The sequence below is a fragment of the Acinetobacter sp. LT1 genome (assembly GCF_059800965.1).
This window is the reverse complement of the sequence record NZ_JBBAXE010000017.1, coordinates 16,731-32,282: the sequence shown is the minus strand read 5'-3', so window position 1 is coordinate 32,282 and position 15,552 is coordinate 16,731. Positions and strand designations below refer to the sequence as shown.

Below are 15,552 nucleotides of genomic sequence, written 5' to 3'. Positions count from 1 at the left end.
AAGAAACTTTAAGGTTTGTCGATTAAACTAGATAAGAAGTGAAATTTAACCTTATTTGGTAATTATTCTCATTTATATGTATACTATTAAAAAAGGTTTAGGATCGGATGCGGTGCGTTTATCAGCTTTAAAAGTGAAGCAAGCGGCGACCATCACCAAAGTGAATCGGATAGAACTAGAGTCCGAGCAGCAAGATTTGGTCGCAATTCGTTTGGAAAGTCTGGGCTTTGTACCGGGCACACGAGTGGAAGTGATTACCAAAGGTATTTTTGGTGGTGATCCGATCTTAATCCAAATTGGCTTTACTCGTTTCGCTTTACGTAAAGCAGAAGCGGAAAAAATTGAAATTCAAGTAGAAGAAGGAGTACCCGCATGAGTGATGCGTTACGTATTGCCCTTGTGGGAAATCCTAACTGTGGTAAAACCTCTCTTTTTAACCATTTAACCGGAACTCGACAAAAAGTTGCAAACTATGCAGGCGTAACGGTCGAGCGTAAGGTTGGTCATTTTCAGTTGCCTTCAGGCCGAGCAGTGCGTGTACTTGATTTGCCGGGTACATATAGCCTTAATGCCACCAGTCCTGATGAAGTAATTACCCGTGACGTGTGTTTGGGTAAAATTGCAGAAGAAGGGCAGCAAGATGCCTTTTTATGTGTGGTTGATGCCACTAACTTAAAATTGCATTTAGGACTAGTACTCGAAATGATCGAGTTGGGTCGTCCGATTTTACTTGTACTGAATATGATGGATGAAGCGCGTCGTCGTGGCATCCAAATTAATACTCAAAAGTTATCTCAGCGTTTGGGCGTACCAGTTGTTGAAACAGTTGCCGTCCGTAATGCGGGTATTGAAAATTTATTACATGCCCTTGATCAAGAAAAATATAGTGTGCCACAAACTGAACTAAGTGGTTTAACTGGAACTCATCATCAAAAAATCGATATGATTTTTAAAGATGTAGTTCATTATGTTGATCAGGGAGATAAGCGTACTGATTTTCTAGATCGAATTTTCTTACATCCGGTTTTGGGCCTACTTAGCCTTGCGCTCATGATGTTTATTGTGTTCCAAGCAGTTTTTGCATGGGCAGCTCCATTCATGGATGGTATTGAAGGCTTCTTCGGCTGGCTTGGTGAGGTAGTGGGAACTGTGATTACCCAACCACTACTGCATAGTTTGGTTGTTGACGGAATTATTGCAGGCGCGGGTGGCGTAGTTGTGTTCTTGCCACAAATTTTGATCTTGTTCTTCTTTATTTTAGTACTCGAAGAATCAGGCTATTTACCGCGTGCAGCATTCTTGCTTGATAAATTAATGTTCCAAGCTGGTTTAAGTGGCCGTGCCTTTATTCCTTTACTTTCGAGCTTTGCTTGTGCAGTACCGGGAATTATGGCAACGCGTAGTATTAGTGACCCTCGTGATCGTTTTACGACCATTATGGTTGCGCCTTTAATGACTTGTTCGGCACGTTTACCCGTCTATGCCTTGCTGATTGCTGCCTTCATTCCAGAGAAAATGGTCTGGGGTATTTTTAACCTACAAGGTTTAGTGCTTTTCGGTCTGTATATGGCTGGTATTGTGAGTGCGCTTTGTGTTTCATTTTTAATGAAGTTTTTGCAAAAAGATAAGTCACAGCATGCTTTACTGCTAGAGCTACCAAGTTATCGTTTCCCTGATTTAAAAAGTGTGGGAATCGGTTTATTGGATCGTGCAAAGATCTTCTTGAAACGCGTCGGTGGAATCATTTTTGCGCTCTCTATTTTGCTCTGGTTCTTGTGTACTTTCCCGCAGCCACCAGAAGGGGCGACATTACCTGCCATAGATTATAGTTTTGCAGGTATGCTCGGACATCTTATCCAACCTTTATTTGCTCCAGTTGGTTTTAACTGGCAAATCTGTATCGCCTTAATCCCAGCTATGGCTGCTCGTGAAGTAGTTGTCGCGGCATTAGGTACAGTTTATGCCTTGTCTGCAACAGATGATGATGCTGTGGCACAAGGTTTGTCACATCTGATTAGTGCAGATGGAACAGGTTGGTCTTTGGCAACAGGTTTATCACTTTTAGTGTGGTTCATTTATGCTCCACATTGTTTGGCAACACTGGCAACGGTACGTCGCGAAACAGGTTCATGGAAACATGTTGCAGCTATGACTGCATATCTGTTTGGTTTAGCTTATTTTGCATCGTTTGTTACCTATCAAATTGCTTCCCACTACTGGGGCTAAAGCAATAAAGGAGGTTGTATATGGTTCAATATCTGATTATTGCGGTTTTAGTGATTTGGAGTGCTGTAGTTGTTTTTAAGAAAGTATTTCCAAAAACAGCAAATTCAGTCTTTTCTTCACTCTCAGCATTTTGCGAAAAGCAAGGTTGGGTAACTTTGGCAAAATGGCTTAAACCGAAAATGGCCTTTGGTTGTGCTGGCGGTTGTGGGTGTTCAAGCGAAGATAAACCTACCAATACAGTTCAAGAAATTAAGCCGATTAAATGGCAATAAATTTAGTATTTCTTGTTTCGTTTAAAAAGCCATCATATTGATGGCTTTTTTACGCACTGACACAAAAAAAGATGAATAAAGTTCAAACTGAAAAAGCATTCAAAACAGCAAAGTGCTAACATTTTTGCCATTCTGTCGATTGATAAATTGTGGGGCAAAAATGTTAATACAACGTGGTGGGTTAAAAGTTGTAGCAGGCTTGGGAATATCAGGCGTTTCTGCTGTAAATTTCCTGCATGAACAAGGCTACCAAGTTGCAGTAACAGACTCTCGTCCCACGCCACCAGGGCATGATCAGATTCCAGCTGGCGTTAAAACCAGTTTCGGTCAACTTGATCAAGAATTATTATTACAAGCAGAAGAAATTATTTTAAGCCCAGGCCTTGCACCGCAATTACCGGAAATTCAGGCAGCTATTGCTAAAGGTATTTCTGTGGTAGGTGATATTCAATTATTACGCCGTGCAACTGATGTGCCTATTGTAGCGATCACTGGCTCTAATGCTAAAAGTACAGTAACGACTTTAATTGGTTTAATGGCTAAAGATGCGGGTAAGAAAGTTGCTGTGGGTGGCAATCTTGGACGCCCAGCTCTAGATTTATTAAAAGATCAACCTGAATTAATTGTACTTGAGCTATCAAGTTTTCAGCTAGAAACCACGTCTCACTTAAATGCTGAAGTTGCTGTGGTTCTCAATATGAGTGAAGACCACTTAGATCGTCACGGCAATATGTTGGGTTACCATCAAGCAAAACACCGTATTTTCCAAGGCGTTAAAAAAGTAGTATTTAACCGTGATGATGCTTTAAGTCGTCCTCTTGTTCCAGATACCACACCAATGCAAAGCTTTGGTTTAAATGCACCAGATTTAAATCAATATGGTGTTTTAAGAGATGGCGATGGCACGCTTTGGCTTGCGCGTGGTTTACAGCGTTTAATTAAAAGCTCAGATTTATATATTCAAGGCATGCATAACGTAGCAAATGCTTTAGCTTGTCTCGCATTAGGTGAGGCAATAGGCCTGCCTATGGAATCTATGCTTGAAACCTTAAAACAATTTAAAGGGTTAGAGCATCGCTGTGAATATGTAAAGACTGTGCATGATGTACGTTATTACAATGATTCCAAAGGCACCAACGTTGGCGCTACGCTTGCAGCGATTGATGGTTTAGGCGCTGCCATTGAAGTGAAAAAAGGTAAGGTTGCCTTGATTTTAGGTGGGCAAGGTAAAGGTCAGGATTTTGGCCCATTACGTTCTTCTATCGAAAAATATGCCAAAGTTGTGGTATTGATTGGTGAGGATGCTTCGGTGATTGAACAAGCCATTCAAGGCGCAACCAAAATTTTACATGCAGCAACGCTTAAAGAAGCTGTAGAGCTGTCTCAACGTGAAACACAGGCCGAAGATGTGGTGTTGTTATCACCAGCATGTGCAAGTTTTGATATGTTTAAAAGTTATAATGACCGTGGTCAGCAGTTTGTTGCCTGCGTCAATTCGTTGGTTTAAAGAAAACATGATTAGGAATGTAGTATGGCAGGCTTAGCTCAGACCACAATCCAGAAAATCAATCATTGGTATGAACGGATATTGCCTAAATGGCCAGCGGAAGTGACGCCACGTAATGTCCTGATTTTCTGTGTCGTTGCATTGTTGTGTATCGGTTCAGTGATGGTGGCGTCCGCTTCGATGCCCTATGCTGAATATATGCATGAAAACCCATTTCACTATGTGATTCGTCATGGTATTTCGATTGTCGCTGCGGGTGTAGTGGCTTATTTGACCTATCGAATATCACTGAATACGTGGTTTAAAAATACCTTCCCGCTGTGGTTATTAACCATGGTTCTGTTGCTTGCTGCTTTGGTGGTGGGTTCGGAAGTCAACGGTTCTACTCGTTGGATTAAGATCGGTGGCTTTACCTTGCAGCCAACCGAGGTTGCCAAAGTCATGATGGCAATCTTTACCGCAGACTACGTTGTGCGCCGTGCCAAAGAGGTTCGTACTCATTGGAAAGGCTTATTGCGTTTAAGTGGGGTAATGGCAATCACGGTCGGTTTAATTATTGCTGAGCCTGACTTAGGGGCAACCGTCGTTATTGTCATGATGATGGTTGGGGTGTTCTTTTTAGCGGGCGCGCCGCCAACTCAGTTCTTAATCATGCTTGGTGCGATTGTCACAGGTATTGTGTTTTTGATCTTATTTGAACCCTACCGTTTCCAGCGTTTAATTTCGTTTACTGACCCATGGGCAGATCCATTAGGTGTAGGTTATCAGTTATCAAATGCATTAATGGCTTTTGGTCGTGGTGAATGGTTTGGTACAGGCTTAGGCCACAGTGTACAAAAACTATCTTATTTACCTGAAGCACATACCGACTTTATGTTGGCAGTGCTAGGTGAAGAGTTTGGTTTCGTGGGTATTTCGATTGTTATTGGCTTGTCTTTCTTGATGCTGGCATGTTGTATCAAAATTGGTCACCGTGCTTTGAAACATCATTACCTTCGCGCAGGCTATTTAGCTTACGGCATTAGTATTATTTTCTTGCTCCAGATTTTAGTAAATGCGGGCATGAATATGGGCTTAATGCCAACTAAAGGTTTGACTTTGCCATTCATTAGTTATGGTGGTACGTCTTTAATGATGTGTGCTGCGATGATTAGCTTAATCTTAAAGATTGATGCATCAACACAAGAAGTCAACCCAGAACGAGAAGAGTCAAACTTCTAAAATTAGACATCATAAAAAAGCCCGATATCAAATCGGGCTTTTTTATTATTTATAGATATGTTCCGCTGAGCTCTTGCACATGAGGAATCAAATCAACATTCCACTGCGCTACAGCCTGTTTGAGCATCGCTCTAGGCTGATCTAAATCAACGTTGGGTTGTCCCAAGGCCAGTATTGCTTTTTGAAGTAATTCAGGCGCTTTTGATAAATCGAGTGCTTGAGCAAGATTTTGTTTAGAGAGCTTTTGCCCTTGGTCATTCATTGCAAGGGGAAGGTGCATATAGCTCAATTTAGGATAACCTAGAAGCTGAGCTAACCAAATCTGACGTTCGGTGTTATCTAATAAGTCCGCGCCTCGAACGACATGGGTAATACCTTGTAGATAATCATCCACAACGACCGCAAGTTGATAGTTAATAATCCCATCACGGCGCTTAAGAACAAAATCTCCAAGATCGTGTTGTAGATTGGAGCAATGTACTCCTTGCAATCGGTCATCAAAACAGATCTGCTGATCTTGAACTTTTACCCGAATCGCTTGACCTTGAAAATCAAGATTGAGATCGCGGCAAGTACCTGCATAGATTGCATTTGAACCAAGCATTTTGCGGGTACATTGACATGCATAGATAAGACCTTCTTTTTTGAGTTGGTCTAATACGCTTTCATAAATGTCTAAACGATTTTTTTGAAAGATGATCTCTGTATCAGGTTCGAATTGGAAGGCTTCAAGTGATGTAAGAATATGCTCTTCACTGCCGGGATAAATACGAGGGATATCTGTATCTTCGACACGAACCAGCCATTTGCCTTGATGGGCTTTTGCATCGCAATAGCTGGCAACAGCAGTAATGAGTGATCCAAAATGCAAAGGGCCGGTTGGCGATGGCGCAAACCGACCTGAGTATGAAAAGCTAGGCTTTTCTTGAGTAGCTACAGCGGTCATATTAACCGTTATTTTGCTTCTCTTTAATTTCTGCCAAAGTTTTGCAGTCAATACATAACGTTGCAGTTGGACGTGCTTCTAAACGACGTAAGCCGATTTCAATACCACAAGTTTCACAGAAACCGTAGTCTTCATTCTTAATAGCTTCCATAGATTGTTCGATTTTACGAATTAACTTACGTTCACGGTCACGTGTACGTAATTCAATTGCAAATTCTTCTTCTTGGGTAGCACGGTCGTTTACATCTGGCAGTGCAGTTGATTCGTCTTGCATCGTATTTAAAGTACGATCAACTTCAGACATTAATTCAGCTTTCCATGCTTGCAGAATTTGTCGGAAATGCTCGAGCTGTCCTTCAGACATGTACTCTTCATTTTTCTTAGGTTGATAAGGTGCAATACCAAATAAACTTGCAGTTGTGCCTATGTCAGAAGTTTTAGGTTTCACTTTACGTGCACGTTTTGCAGAAGCTTTGTCACCTTCCACTACAACTTCTGTATGTTCATCCAAAACTTGGTTGTGGTTGTCATTCGCCATAATAGGGCATTCCTCATCATACACGTATTATCTATACGCAAAAAATATGGTGATATGCAAGTGTTTTTATAGAAAACCATCGATGGGATTTTCCCATCGGGTCGTCATCATATAGATTTTTCCTGCAAGATGATAGTCATTCCGACCCGTAAATATTTTCAAAACGTGTTTACCCCAGTCATAATTATATATAAGCATATAAGAAATAGGGCTAATAGCCTGAAATATCAGTGTTTATATGGCCTTGAAAATTTTCAAGACGAAAGACTTCGGTTTCAAAACTACCATCGTTTTTTAGACGAATGTAACGATAGCCGGGAGCATTTTGATCGAGTGCAAAATCATTACTAAAGGGTTTAAACTGCACACTTGTCGAGGGTGTAGAGAAAAATTCAACTCCTTGCCAAGTGTTTATTGAGTCTTGATGAACATGCCCGCAGACTAAAGCTTTTACATTTTTAAATGGAGCCAAGGTAGTAAGCAAGGCATTAGAATTTTGTAACTTGTGATGATCAATCCATTTTGACTTCATGGCAAAAGGGTGATGATGACAAGCCAGCAAAATCGGATTGTCTGCAAACTCTTTAAGTAAAGCCGTTAAGTTCTCTAGCTGTTCTGCTGATAGATGTCCATCGATATGACCTTTTACCGCACTATTTAATAAAATAACCCGCCAGTTCCCTAAGCAAATAACTACAGGTTCCTGATGATTCTCTTTATGCAATGGAAAATGGTCAACATTGTCATGATTACCTAAGGTCTGAAAAAAGGGCAGCCCCAAGGTTTGCATATATTGAATATAACGTTTGTAGGTAATAGGCGTTGGTGCTTGAGCTAGATCCCCGGTATGGATAATTGCATCAATTTCAGGATGTTTATTAAGTATCTGTTGAATAATGGCATGAAAGCTTTCTTCAGGATTCATACCCACAAATTCTAAGTGCGGATACTCCAATAGGTGGGTATCGGTAATTTGTATAATGACATGGTCTTTTTGTGAAAGTGTTGAGACTTGAAAAGTCACCGTCCTACCTCTTCGGGTTTATTATCGTTTTGCTGTGTTGGGCCAGCCATTGTAATGCCATAATGACAGGAGCATTTCTTAAACGTCCGCTGTCGAGTAGAGTCTGGATTTCACTATAATTAAATAAGTGTAATTGAATATTTTCCCCCTCATCATCTACGCCAAATACCCCCCCTTCAGTGGGTAATTCAGTTTCAGCAACATAGAGATGGAATAATTCTGAGCAAGCACCAGCTGACGGGTAAAAGCTAAATAGATGCTCTAAATTTTGAACTTCGCAACCTGATTCTTCAAGGCTCTCTCGTCGAATACAACTTTCTGGTGATTCATCACCATCTAACACGCCTGCAATTATTTCCAGCTGCCATGGTGATTGAGGATCATCTAAAGCCCCAACACGGAACTGTTCAATCAGTGCAAACTGTTGTTTTTGATCGTTGTAGAGTAGTACACCAGCTGCTTCAGGCCGATGAACCAGTTCACGCTGCAATACATGAGTATATTCAGATTGATTAAATAGACGATGTCGAAGGCTGACTTTTTCAACTTGAATAAAACCACGGAATAGAGATTCACGTGATGTTACTTCGACATCTTTAGATGTATAACTTGGACGTTCAACAATACTCATGATTCGGTCAGGACGAAATCTATTTATTTCATCCTAACCGAGAATCAGGGCTAGGCAAGTGTTTTTTTTGAATATTTACACTTTATGATACAGTTTTTGACCTTGCTCCTGATAAACCTCTTTCATCGCTTTGAGGCCTTCTTCAACCTCTGAATCGCTATTGGTGAGATTGTTGGCATAGTCACGTACATTCTGAGTGATTTTCATTGAACAGAATTTTGGACCACACATTGAACAGAAGTGAGCAGATTTATGAGCCTCTTTTGGTAAGGTTTCATCGTGCATGCTACGTGCTGTATCAGGGTCCAGGCTTAGGTTGAACTGATCATCCCAACGGAACTCAAAACGTGCTTTTGATAAGGCATTATCACGTACCTGTGCACCTGGATGTCCTTTCGCAAGATCGGCGGCATGTGCTGCAAGCTTGTAGGTAATAATCCCGTCTTTAACATCTTTTTTGTTTGGTAGTCCTAAATGCTCTTTCGGTGTTACGTAACAAAGCATTGCTGTGCCGTACCAGCCAATCATGGCTGCACCAATTGCAGAGGTAATGTGGTCATAACCTGGAGCGATATCTGTTGTTAATGGTCCAAGTGTATAGAATGGCGCTTCTTTACACACTTCTAGCTGAAGGTCCATGTTTTCTTTAATCATGTGCATTGGTACGTGACCAGGGCCTTCAATCATGACTTGAACATCATGTTCCCATGCACGGTGAGTCAGTTCGCCTAATGTTTTAAGTTCGCTGAACTGTGCTTCGTCATTTGCATCTTGAATACAGCCCGGACGTAAGCCATCACCTAAGCTAAATGAAACGTCATAAGCTTTCATGATTTCACAGATTTCATCGAAATGAGTGTATAAGAAGTTTTCTTCATGATGCGCTAGACACCATTGCGCCATGATTGAACCACCACGCGACACAATACCTGTTAAACGGTTTGCTGTAAGTGGCACATAGCGAAGTAATACACCTGCGTGAATGGTGAAGTAGTCAACACCTTGTTCAGCTTGTTCAATTAGTGTGTCTTTGAAGATTTCCCAAGTCAGGTCCTCTGCAACACCATCAACTTTTTCAAGTGCTTGATAAATCGGTACGGTGCCGATTGGAACAGGTGAGTTACGAATAATCCATTCACGTGTTTCATGAATGTTTTTACCTGTCGACAAGTCCATAATGGTGTCGGCACCCCAACGGGTTGCCCAAGTCATTTTCGCAACTTCTTCGTCAATTGAAGAGCCAAGCGCTGAGTTACCAATATTGGCATTAATTTTAACCAAGAAGTTACGACCAATAATCATTGGCTCAAGTTCTGGATGGTTAATGTTGGCAGGAATGATCGCACGACCTTCAGCCACTTCTTGGCGAACAAATTCAGGTGTAATTTCTTTTAAATTTTTTGCACCAAAGTTCTGTCCAGCATGCTGACGCATATCAACACCTTCACGCTGGCGTTGATTTTCACGAATTGCAATATATTCCATTTCTGGTGTGATAATACCTTGCTTGGCATAGTGCATTTGAGTGACATTTTTGCCAGCTTTAGCGCGGCGTGGGTTTTGAATGTGCGCAAAACGAATATCAGCGGTACGAATATCTTTTAAACGTTCCTGACCAAATTTTGAGGTCAAGCCAGAAAGTACGTCAGTATCGTTACGCTCTTCAATCCAGTTTTGGCGAACTGAAGGTAAACCTTTGTCTAAATCGATTTGAACATTTGGGTCGGTATAAACACCTGAAGTGTCATATACCATAACAGGAGGGTTATGTTCACCACCAAGGCCAGTTGGGGTGTCGGTTAAAGAAATTTCCCGCATTGGAACCTGAATGTCAGGGCGAGAGCCTTCAATATAAACTTTTTTAGAAGCGGGTAAGATGCGAGTTAAATCTTTTGCATCTTGTTCATGTTGTGCTGAAATTTCAGCAGAAGAAAGATTCGTTAACTGGTTCATCACATGATCCTTATGAATAACATCAACGAATCAAGCACGACCAAAAACGATGGCGGATTTATCTTTGCTAGATAAATTTAAGGCTGTAAGTTTTCAGATGGCTTGATTCCTACGCAGGTCTTAACCTGATCAGGTTCAACGGTACTTGTGATCAAACTTGTGTTGCGATAACACGGAATTTACACAATCTCAGCGAGCTATTACTCGCGCTCCGTCAAGCGATTTAAAGACTAACATGTTTTAGGTTGGCTGGCATTGTCAATTTGTATCTATACAAACCGCATCCATATGGCAGTCACGATAGACTTCCGTGTTCCATGGCGAATCAAATTTTAAGAGCTGCTCAAGTTGTTCATGAGTCATCTGATAATTTGATTTTTTATCACCATTTTTATCAGTTAAATCTATTTTAAATTGCTTATTGCGCTCTTCTACAGGCGTAGCAATAAACTTAAGAAACAGTTGAGCAGGTTTGGCTAAACTCGACTCATTTTGTGTAGAGAGAAACCGAATTTGCTGAAGCGCATCTTTATCAAACCATGTATTCGGTGCATATTCATCTGACACGGGCGTGTTGTCTAAGCCAAAGAAAATAAAATAACGATATTCATTAAATAGTAGTTTTGCATCATCAATAAAGTGGCTCTTTGGATACTTTTGAATAAACTTTTCCCAAAATAATGCGCGTTCAGTGAGCTCTTTCCATGAAATAGCCAACGCACCATCATTATAGAAAATATTTTGATTGTCTTTCGCCATACGAGTTAAAAACTCTTTTTGGTCCGCGGGTAAGGACTTAGAAAAAACGTCAACTAAATAGCTTGGCTGGCGTCGATAGGTAAACATGCCTTCACCTTGATAGAGAAGTTCAATATAGGCTTGCCCTTCATGTTGAAGTAAATATTGATCACGCGGGCTCAGTTGGGCGAAGAGCTTTTTCTGACTTTGAATTACCTTTTTAAGGTCTTGTTTCTGTTCTAAAACGGCATAGCCAAATGCTTCAAAAGCTCTCCCTGTTTTTTCAGTGTAGTCTTGTTTTAGAAAACGTTGATACATGGCAGTTGATGCATCAATCAGCTTAAGCTGCTCATGATTTTTTAAAGAAGGAACACAGGTTTTAAGCTTTTCATTAATTTGATTTAAGTCTTCTATTTTGCTGTTTTGATTAATCGTGTGCATAGCTACCATAATTTGTAAGCAGCTACTGTCTTGTTTTTGAGTGGCCTTTTGCTCAGTTGGTTTTTGCTCTTTAGATACAGCCTGATCTTGCTCTGATGTTTTATTACATCCAGCTAAAAGTAGTGCACCGCACATACTTATTATTAGAACTTTTTTCATCATTGTACTTTTATAGAAATTAATATTGCTCAAATTATAACGCTTAAAAAGGTTGCATCATTGTTAGAAAACTTTATTATTAGGTAGGTCGGTCTACTTAAGTAAAAGTTATGAATGATAAAACAGCAAGACAGAAAATTCTCGATGCAGCGGCAACCTTGTTTTATAACGATGGCATTACGGCAACAGGAATTAACTCAGTTACGGCTAAAGCAGATGTTGCGAAGATGTCGCTTTATAATAATTTTTCTTCAAAAGGTGAACTTGTCGATGCCTACATTGCTGCACGCCATCAAGAGTGGCTTGACCTCTATCAAAAGCGTTTAGAAAAAACAAAAACAGCGAAACAAGCCATCTTGGCCGTATTTGATGCCTATCAAGACCATGCGGAATTTGCCTATGAAAAAGGCTTTCGAGGTTGTGGGTTATTGAATGCTGCGGCTGAGTTTCCGGCGAATAGTGCAGGGCGAAGTTCGGTAAGACACCATAAAGAAGAAGTTGAGGCTATTGTTGCTGAGCATTTAAAAAAATTAATACCAGACTCACAGCGCGTTAACTATGTGGCCACCCAGCTTTCTTTTCTTTTAGAAGGTTCTATGGCTCGAGCAGGCTTAGAAGGCAACAGCCGACAACTCCTGTTAGCAAAACAAATGGCAGAAGACATTTTAAGTAGAGAATGCCCACATGATTAGCCTCATTAGAAATAGTAGTTATGGAGGCACAATTGCAATTTTAGTTGCTTCTGTTTTGTGGGGAACAACAGGTACGGCGGCAGCATTTGCACCGACTCTTGGCCCACTTGCTATTGGCGCTGTAGCGATGGGCGGTGGAGGTCTTTTACAAGCTTTGGTTGCATCACGAGCAATACGGGAAAACCGTCAGTTTATAAGGGAAAATCTTTCAATACTGCTTTTAGGCATAGTGGCGGTGGGTATTTATCCTTTGGCTTTTTATTCTTCAATGCATTATGCGGGCATTACGATTGGCACCGTGGTTTCAATTGGTACTGCTCCACTAATCGCAGCAATTTTAGAACGATTCTTTGATCGCAAAGCTTTATCGGCTATCTGGTTTCTAAGTTTTGTGTGCGGTGTGCTTGGGGTAAGTATGTTGTCGATGGGCGAAAGTCATGCGGTTCAAGAGAGTACAAATCAATGGAGTAAATTCTTCGGTATTTTTCTTGGGCTGGTCGCTGCTACAACTTATTCACTTTATTCATGGGCTGCAAAAAGATTAATAGATCGGGGTGTTGCCTCTAAAGCTGCAATGGGCATGATTATGGGAGGCGGGGCAGTTATTTTGCTTCCTACTTTATTGGTTACAGGTGGAGGGTTATTGCATAGCTCAACCAATCTACTTGTGGCTGGTTATATGATGCTGATTCCTATGTTTTTGGGTTATTTACTTTTCGGTTTTGGATTAAAAACAGTAAATGCCAGCAAAGCGACCACCCTAACTTTATTCGAACCCTTAGTCGCTGCGATTTTTGCGATTGTTTTGGTTGGCGAGCATGTTTCATGGGTAGGTTGGATAGGCATGTTTTTGATTTTTATTTGTATTTTAATTTTGTCAAAAACTAAGAACGCTTAAAAAACTAAAACTTTTAATGGCTTGAGTTTGATTTGAATTTTTCTTAGTCTTAAGGACAAGTTTTATCGTTGATTTAAACAATGAAAATAAAATTAATGGTCGCTGTTGGCCTTTGGAGTTTTGCATCTTCGAGTTTTGCTTTAGATTTAGTTGAAGCTTATGAGCGCGCAAAACAAAATGACCCGACGTGGCAAGCCAATCAACAACAATATGAAGCAGATCAACTGAACTTAGGCTTAGCAACGGGGGCATTATTACCTACTGTCACATTGTCTGGAAACATTACCCGTAATCGACAAACTGTAAAACGTTCAAACTTTCCAGGCGTTGATCAAGAAGGCCTGTCAGATGCTTTGGTAAGTAGTACGTCAACGACTCGACAAGCGACTCTCACTGCACGTCAGCCATTATTTCGAATGGATGCTTGGGAAGGTTATAAACAAGTTAAAACTTCGGTTGCCTTAAGTGAAATCACTTTAAGACTACAAAAACAAGATCATGTTTTAAATGTGGCAGAAGCCTATTTTAATGTGTTGCGGCAGCAGGCGTTGAGTGTTGCATACTTACAAGAAGAAAAGGCTTTGCTTGAACAGCTCAATATGATGAATGCCAAACTCAAAGAAGGGTTGGTGGCACGTAGTGATGTGAGTGAAGCAAATGCCCAATATCAAAATGCTAGAGCCAATCGTATTTCAACCAATGTTCAATTACTTTTAGCCCAAGAGCAGCTTTCTGAATATATTGGTTCTTATCAAGATAAACTCGCTGTACTGCGCAGTGATTTTAATTTTCAAAAGCCTTATCCAGCAGAACTTAATGACTGGCTTTCTTTGGCGCAGCAAAAAAACTTAAAGATCCAGCAAGCCCGTTTACAGCAAAAATATAGTGAAGATCAGCGCCGTGTCGAAAAGGCAGCGCTTTATCCTCAAATAGATGCCGTAGCAAGTTATGGCTATACTAAACAAACACCAGAGACACTCATTTCGACTGACGGAAAATTTGATCAGGTCGGGGTAGAAATGAACTGGAATTTATTTAATGGTGGACGGACCCGAACATCAATTAAAAAAGCCACTGTAGAAGTCAGTAAAGCGCAGGCACAACTTGATGCAGCCATTCGCCGTGCCAATGTCGATGTGAAAAGTGCGTTTATGCAGGTAGACACAGATCAAGCCAAACTTGAAGCAAGAAAGGCTGCAATGGATTCATCTTCTTTAGTTTCTCAAGCTTCAAAAGCGAGTTATAACGAAGGCTTAAAAAGTATGGTTGATGTTTTATTGGCGCAGCGTAATGCTTTTTCTGCAAAACAGGATTATCTTAATGCTCAGTATGACTATTTATTGAATGTGCTTCGTTTAAAAGCTGCGGTAGGCCAGTTAGGTGAAAAGGATCTGGTTGAGCTTAATAGCTGGTTAACTTATCAGTAATTAAATGCTTTTATCTGAAATTTAATTTTGTCATAAAAACTTAATGATTGCTGTGTTTTAATGCTCAATCATTTTATTCCCGCGCCATCATGTTGGAGGCTTCCCTTGAGTCCAAGTAATCCGGTGTTAAGCCATCATATTTCTTCTCAATTTAATGAAGATTTGCAAGATGTAAACACAAAGTTTATGACCATGGGTGGCTTGGTCGAACAGCAGGTTGCAAATGCAATTCATTCTTTACTTGATACCGACGCAAATTTAGCGATTGATGTTCAATTTAAAGATAATGCAGTCAATCAATATGAACGTGATATTGATGAAGGCTTAACATTAATTTTGGCGCGTCGTCATCCGGCAGCGATTGATTTGCGTATGGTTATTGCCATGAGCAAAGCCAATACTGACCTTGAGCGTATTGGTGATGAAGCTGCAAAAATTGCCCGTATTGCACAAAATCTGTGTGAAGAGGGCGGGTCACCGCGTGGCTACATGGAAACACGTCATATTGGTAACCAAGTTCGTGTCATGATTCATGATGCACTTGACGCTTTTGCACGTTTAGATGCAGATCAAGCTTTACGTGTACTTTTAGCGGATGCTGACATTGACCGTGAATATCAATCAGCAACACGTACATTAATGACCTATATGATTGAAGACCCGCGCCATATTGCTCGTGTGATTAATGTCATGTGGGTTTTACGTTCATTAGAGCGTATTGGCGATCATGCACGTAACATTGCTGAGCAAGTGATTTATATGGCGAAAGGCTTTGATGCTCGTCATACCAAAATTGAAGAAATTGAAGCCAAAGTCCACGAAAAGTAATCTTGAGCTGAAATATTTAAAGGCCTTGTTTGAAACAAGGCTTTTTTGTTT

Annotated in this window: 15 protein-coding genes and 1 riboswitch; of the genes, 9 read left to right on the top strand and 6 right to left on the bottom strand. The window is 40.6% G+C overall.

Annotation, left to right across the window (positions count from 1 at the left end; translation table 11 throughout):
• Nucleotides 1–112 precede the first annotated feature (112 nt).
• From WBW42_RS15215 to ftsW, 5 genes are all read left to right on the top strand, one after another.
• Nucleotides 113–376: a FeoA family protein gene (locus WBW42_RS15215; protein ID WP_002121198.1), complete on the top strand. Its 264-nt coding sequence runs from the start codon at nt 113–115 to the stop codon at nt 374–376.
• Nucleotides 373–2,226, top strand: coding sequence for a ferrous iron transporter B (feoB, locus tag WBW42_RS15210; protein WP_032070641.1), 1,854 nt, complete (start codon nt 373–375; stop codon nt 2,224–2,226). The genes WBW42_RS15215 and feoB overlap by 4 nt, the downstream gene beginning before the upstream one ends.
• A gap of 20 nt (nt 2,227–2,246) precedes the next feature.
• Nucleotides 2,247–2,498, top strand: a complete 252-nt coding sequence (locus WBW42_RS15205; protein ID WP_032005839.1) for a DUF6587 family protein — start codon at nt 2,247–2,249, stop codon at nt 2,496–2,498.
• Nucleotides 2,499–2,658: 160 nt separating this feature from the next.
• A complete protein-coding gene (gene murD / locus WBW42_RS15200; RefSeq protein ID WP_002121241.1) occupies nt 2,659–4,005 on the top strand; it encodes a UDP-N-acetylmuramoyl-L-alanine--D-glutamate ligase in 1,347 nt (448 codons plus the stop codon).
• Nucleotides 4,006–4,029: 24 nt separating this feature from the next.
• Entirely contained in the window at nt 4,030–5,226 is a 1,197-nt protein-coding gene (ftsW, locus tag WBW42_RS15195; RefSeq protein ID WP_005079447.1) for a putative lipid II flippase FtsW, read from the top strand.
• Between the two features lie 49 nt (nt 5,227–5,275).
• On the opposite strand, the gene gluQRS is transcribed toward ftsW, so the two are convergent.
• From gluQRS to WBW42_RS15165, 6 genes are all read right to left on the bottom strand, one after another.
• Complete coding sequence (gene gluQRS / locus WBW42_RS15190) at nt 5,276–6,172, bottom strand: tRNA glutamyl-Q(34) synthetase GluQRS (protein ID WP_005065740.1); 897 nt, start codon at nt 6,170–6,172, stop codon at nt 5,276–5,278.
• A gap of 1 nt (nt 6,173) precedes the next feature.
• Nucleotides 6,174–6,710 (bottom strand): RNA polymerase-binding protein DksA, encoded by a 537-nt coding sequence (dksA, locus tag WBW42_RS15185; RefSeq protein WP_002121205.1) that lies wholly within the window; start codon nt 6,708–6,710, stop codon nt 6,174–6,176.
• Between the two features lie 211 nt (nt 6,711–6,921).
• Nucleotides 6,922–7,734, bottom strand: coding sequence for a 3',5'-cyclic-AMP phosphodiesterase (gene cpdA / locus WBW42_RS15180; RefSeq protein ID WP_045126608.1), 813 nt, complete (start codon nt 7,732–7,734; stop codon nt 6,922–6,924).
• A gap of 4 nt (nt 7,735–7,738) precedes the next feature.
• On the bottom strand, nt 7,739–8,365 hold the full coding sequence (locus WBW42_RS15175) for an NUDIX domain-containing protein (RefSeq protein WP_032055615.1): 627 nt from the start codon (nt 8,363–8,365) through the stop codon (nt 7,739–7,741).
• Nucleotides 8,366–8,440: 75 nt separating this feature from the next.
• The gene (thiC, locus tag WBW42_RS15170) at nt 8,441–10,318 is read right to left on the bottom strand and encodes a phosphomethylpyrimidine synthase ThiC (protein ID WP_032070639.1); all 1,878 of its coding nucleotides are present in this window, start codon (nt 10,316–10,318) and stop codon (nt 8,441–8,443) included.
• An 89-nt stretch (nt 10,319–10,407) separates the two neighbouring features.
• Nucleotides 10,408–10,542: riboswitch (TPP riboswitch) on the bottom strand.
• A gap of 34 nt (nt 10,543–10,576) precedes the next feature.
• Nucleotides 10,577–11,659, bottom strand: a complete 1,083-nt coding sequence (locus tag WBW42_RS15165) for a hypothetical protein (protein ID WP_032070638.1) — start codon at nt 11,657–11,659, stop codon at nt 10,577–10,579.
• 107 nt (nt 11,660–11,766) lie between these two features.
• Between WBW42_RS15165 and WBW42_RS15160 the strand changes: the two genes are divergently transcribed.
• The 4 genes from WBW42_RS15160 (at nt 11,767) to phoU (ending at nt 15,501) form a co-directional block, all read left to right on the top strand.
• A complete protein-coding gene (locus WBW42_RS15160) occupies nt 11,767–12,348 on the top strand; it encodes a TetR/AcrR family transcriptional regulator (protein WP_032070637.1) in 582 nt (193 codons plus the stop codon).
• Nucleotides 12,341–13,246, top strand: coding sequence for a DMT family transporter (locus WBW42_RS15155; RefSeq protein WP_032070636.1), 906 nt, complete (start codon nt 12,341–12,343; stop codon nt 13,244–13,246). Before WBW42_RS15160 ends, WBW42_RS15155 begins: the two co-directional genes overlap by 8 nt.
• Before the next feature lie 80 nt (nt 13,247–13,326).
• Nucleotides 13,327–14,673: a multidrug efflux outer membrane protein AbuO gene (gene abuO, locus WBW42_RS15150; protein WP_032070635.1), complete on the top strand. Its 1,347-nt coding sequence runs from the start codon at nt 13,327–13,329 to the stop codon at nt 14,671–14,673.
• Nucleotides 14,674–14,778: 105 nt separating this feature from the next.
• A complete protein-coding gene (phoU, locus tag WBW42_RS15145; protein ID WP_000075183.1) occupies nt 14,779–15,501 on the top strand; it encodes a phosphate signaling complex protein PhoU in 723 nt (240 codons plus the stop codon).
• Nucleotides 15,502–15,552 lie beyond the last annotated feature (51 nt).

Bases quoted from the DNA above. Each gene is read 5' to 3' on its own strand.
- feoB (WP_032070641.1), top strand. From the start codon at position 373: ATGAGTGATGCGTTACGTATTGCCCTTGTGGGAAATCCTAACTGTGGT.
- WBW42_RS15205 (WP_032005839.1), top strand. From the start codon at position 2,247: ATGGTTCAATATCTGATTATTGCGGTTTTAGTGATTTGGAGTGCTGTA.
- murD (WP_002121241.1), top strand. From the start codon at position 2,659: ATGTTAATACAACGTGGTGGGTTAAAAGTTGTAGCAGGCTTGGGAATA.
- ftsW (WP_005079447.1), top strand. From the start codon at position 4,030: ATGGCAGGCTTAGCTCAGACCACAATCCAGAAAATCAATCATTGGTAT.
- gluQRS (WP_005065740.1), bottom strand. From the start codon at position 6,172: ATGACCGCTGTAGCTACTCAAGAAAAGCCTAGCTTTTCATACTCAGGT.
- dksA (WP_002121205.1), bottom strand. From the start codon at position 6,710: ATGGCGAATGACAACCACAACCAAGTTTTGGATGAACATACAGAAGTT.
- WBW42_RS15175 (WP_032055615.1), bottom strand. From the start codon at position 8,365: ATGAGTATTGTTGAACGTCCAAGTTATACATCTAAAGATGTCGAAGTA.
- thiC (WP_032070639.1), bottom strand. From the start codon at position 10,318: ATGAACCAGTTAACGAATCTTTCTTCTGCTGAAATTTCAGCACAACAT.
- WBW42_RS15165 (WP_032070638.1), bottom strand. From the start codon at position 11,659: ATGATGAAAAAAGTTCTAATAATAAGTATGTGCGGTGCACTACTTTTA.
- WBW42_RS15160 (WP_032070637.1), top strand. From the start codon at position 11,767: ATGAATGATAAAACAGCAAGACAGAAAATTCTCGATGCAGCGGCAACC.
- WBW42_RS15155 (WP_032070636.1), top strand. From the start codon at position 12,341: ATGATTAGCCTCATTAGAAATAGTAGTTATGGAGGCACAATTGCAATT.
- abuO (WP_032070635.1), top strand. From the start codon at position 13,327: ATGAAAATAAAATTAATGGTCGCTGTTGGCCTTTGGAGTTTTGCATCT.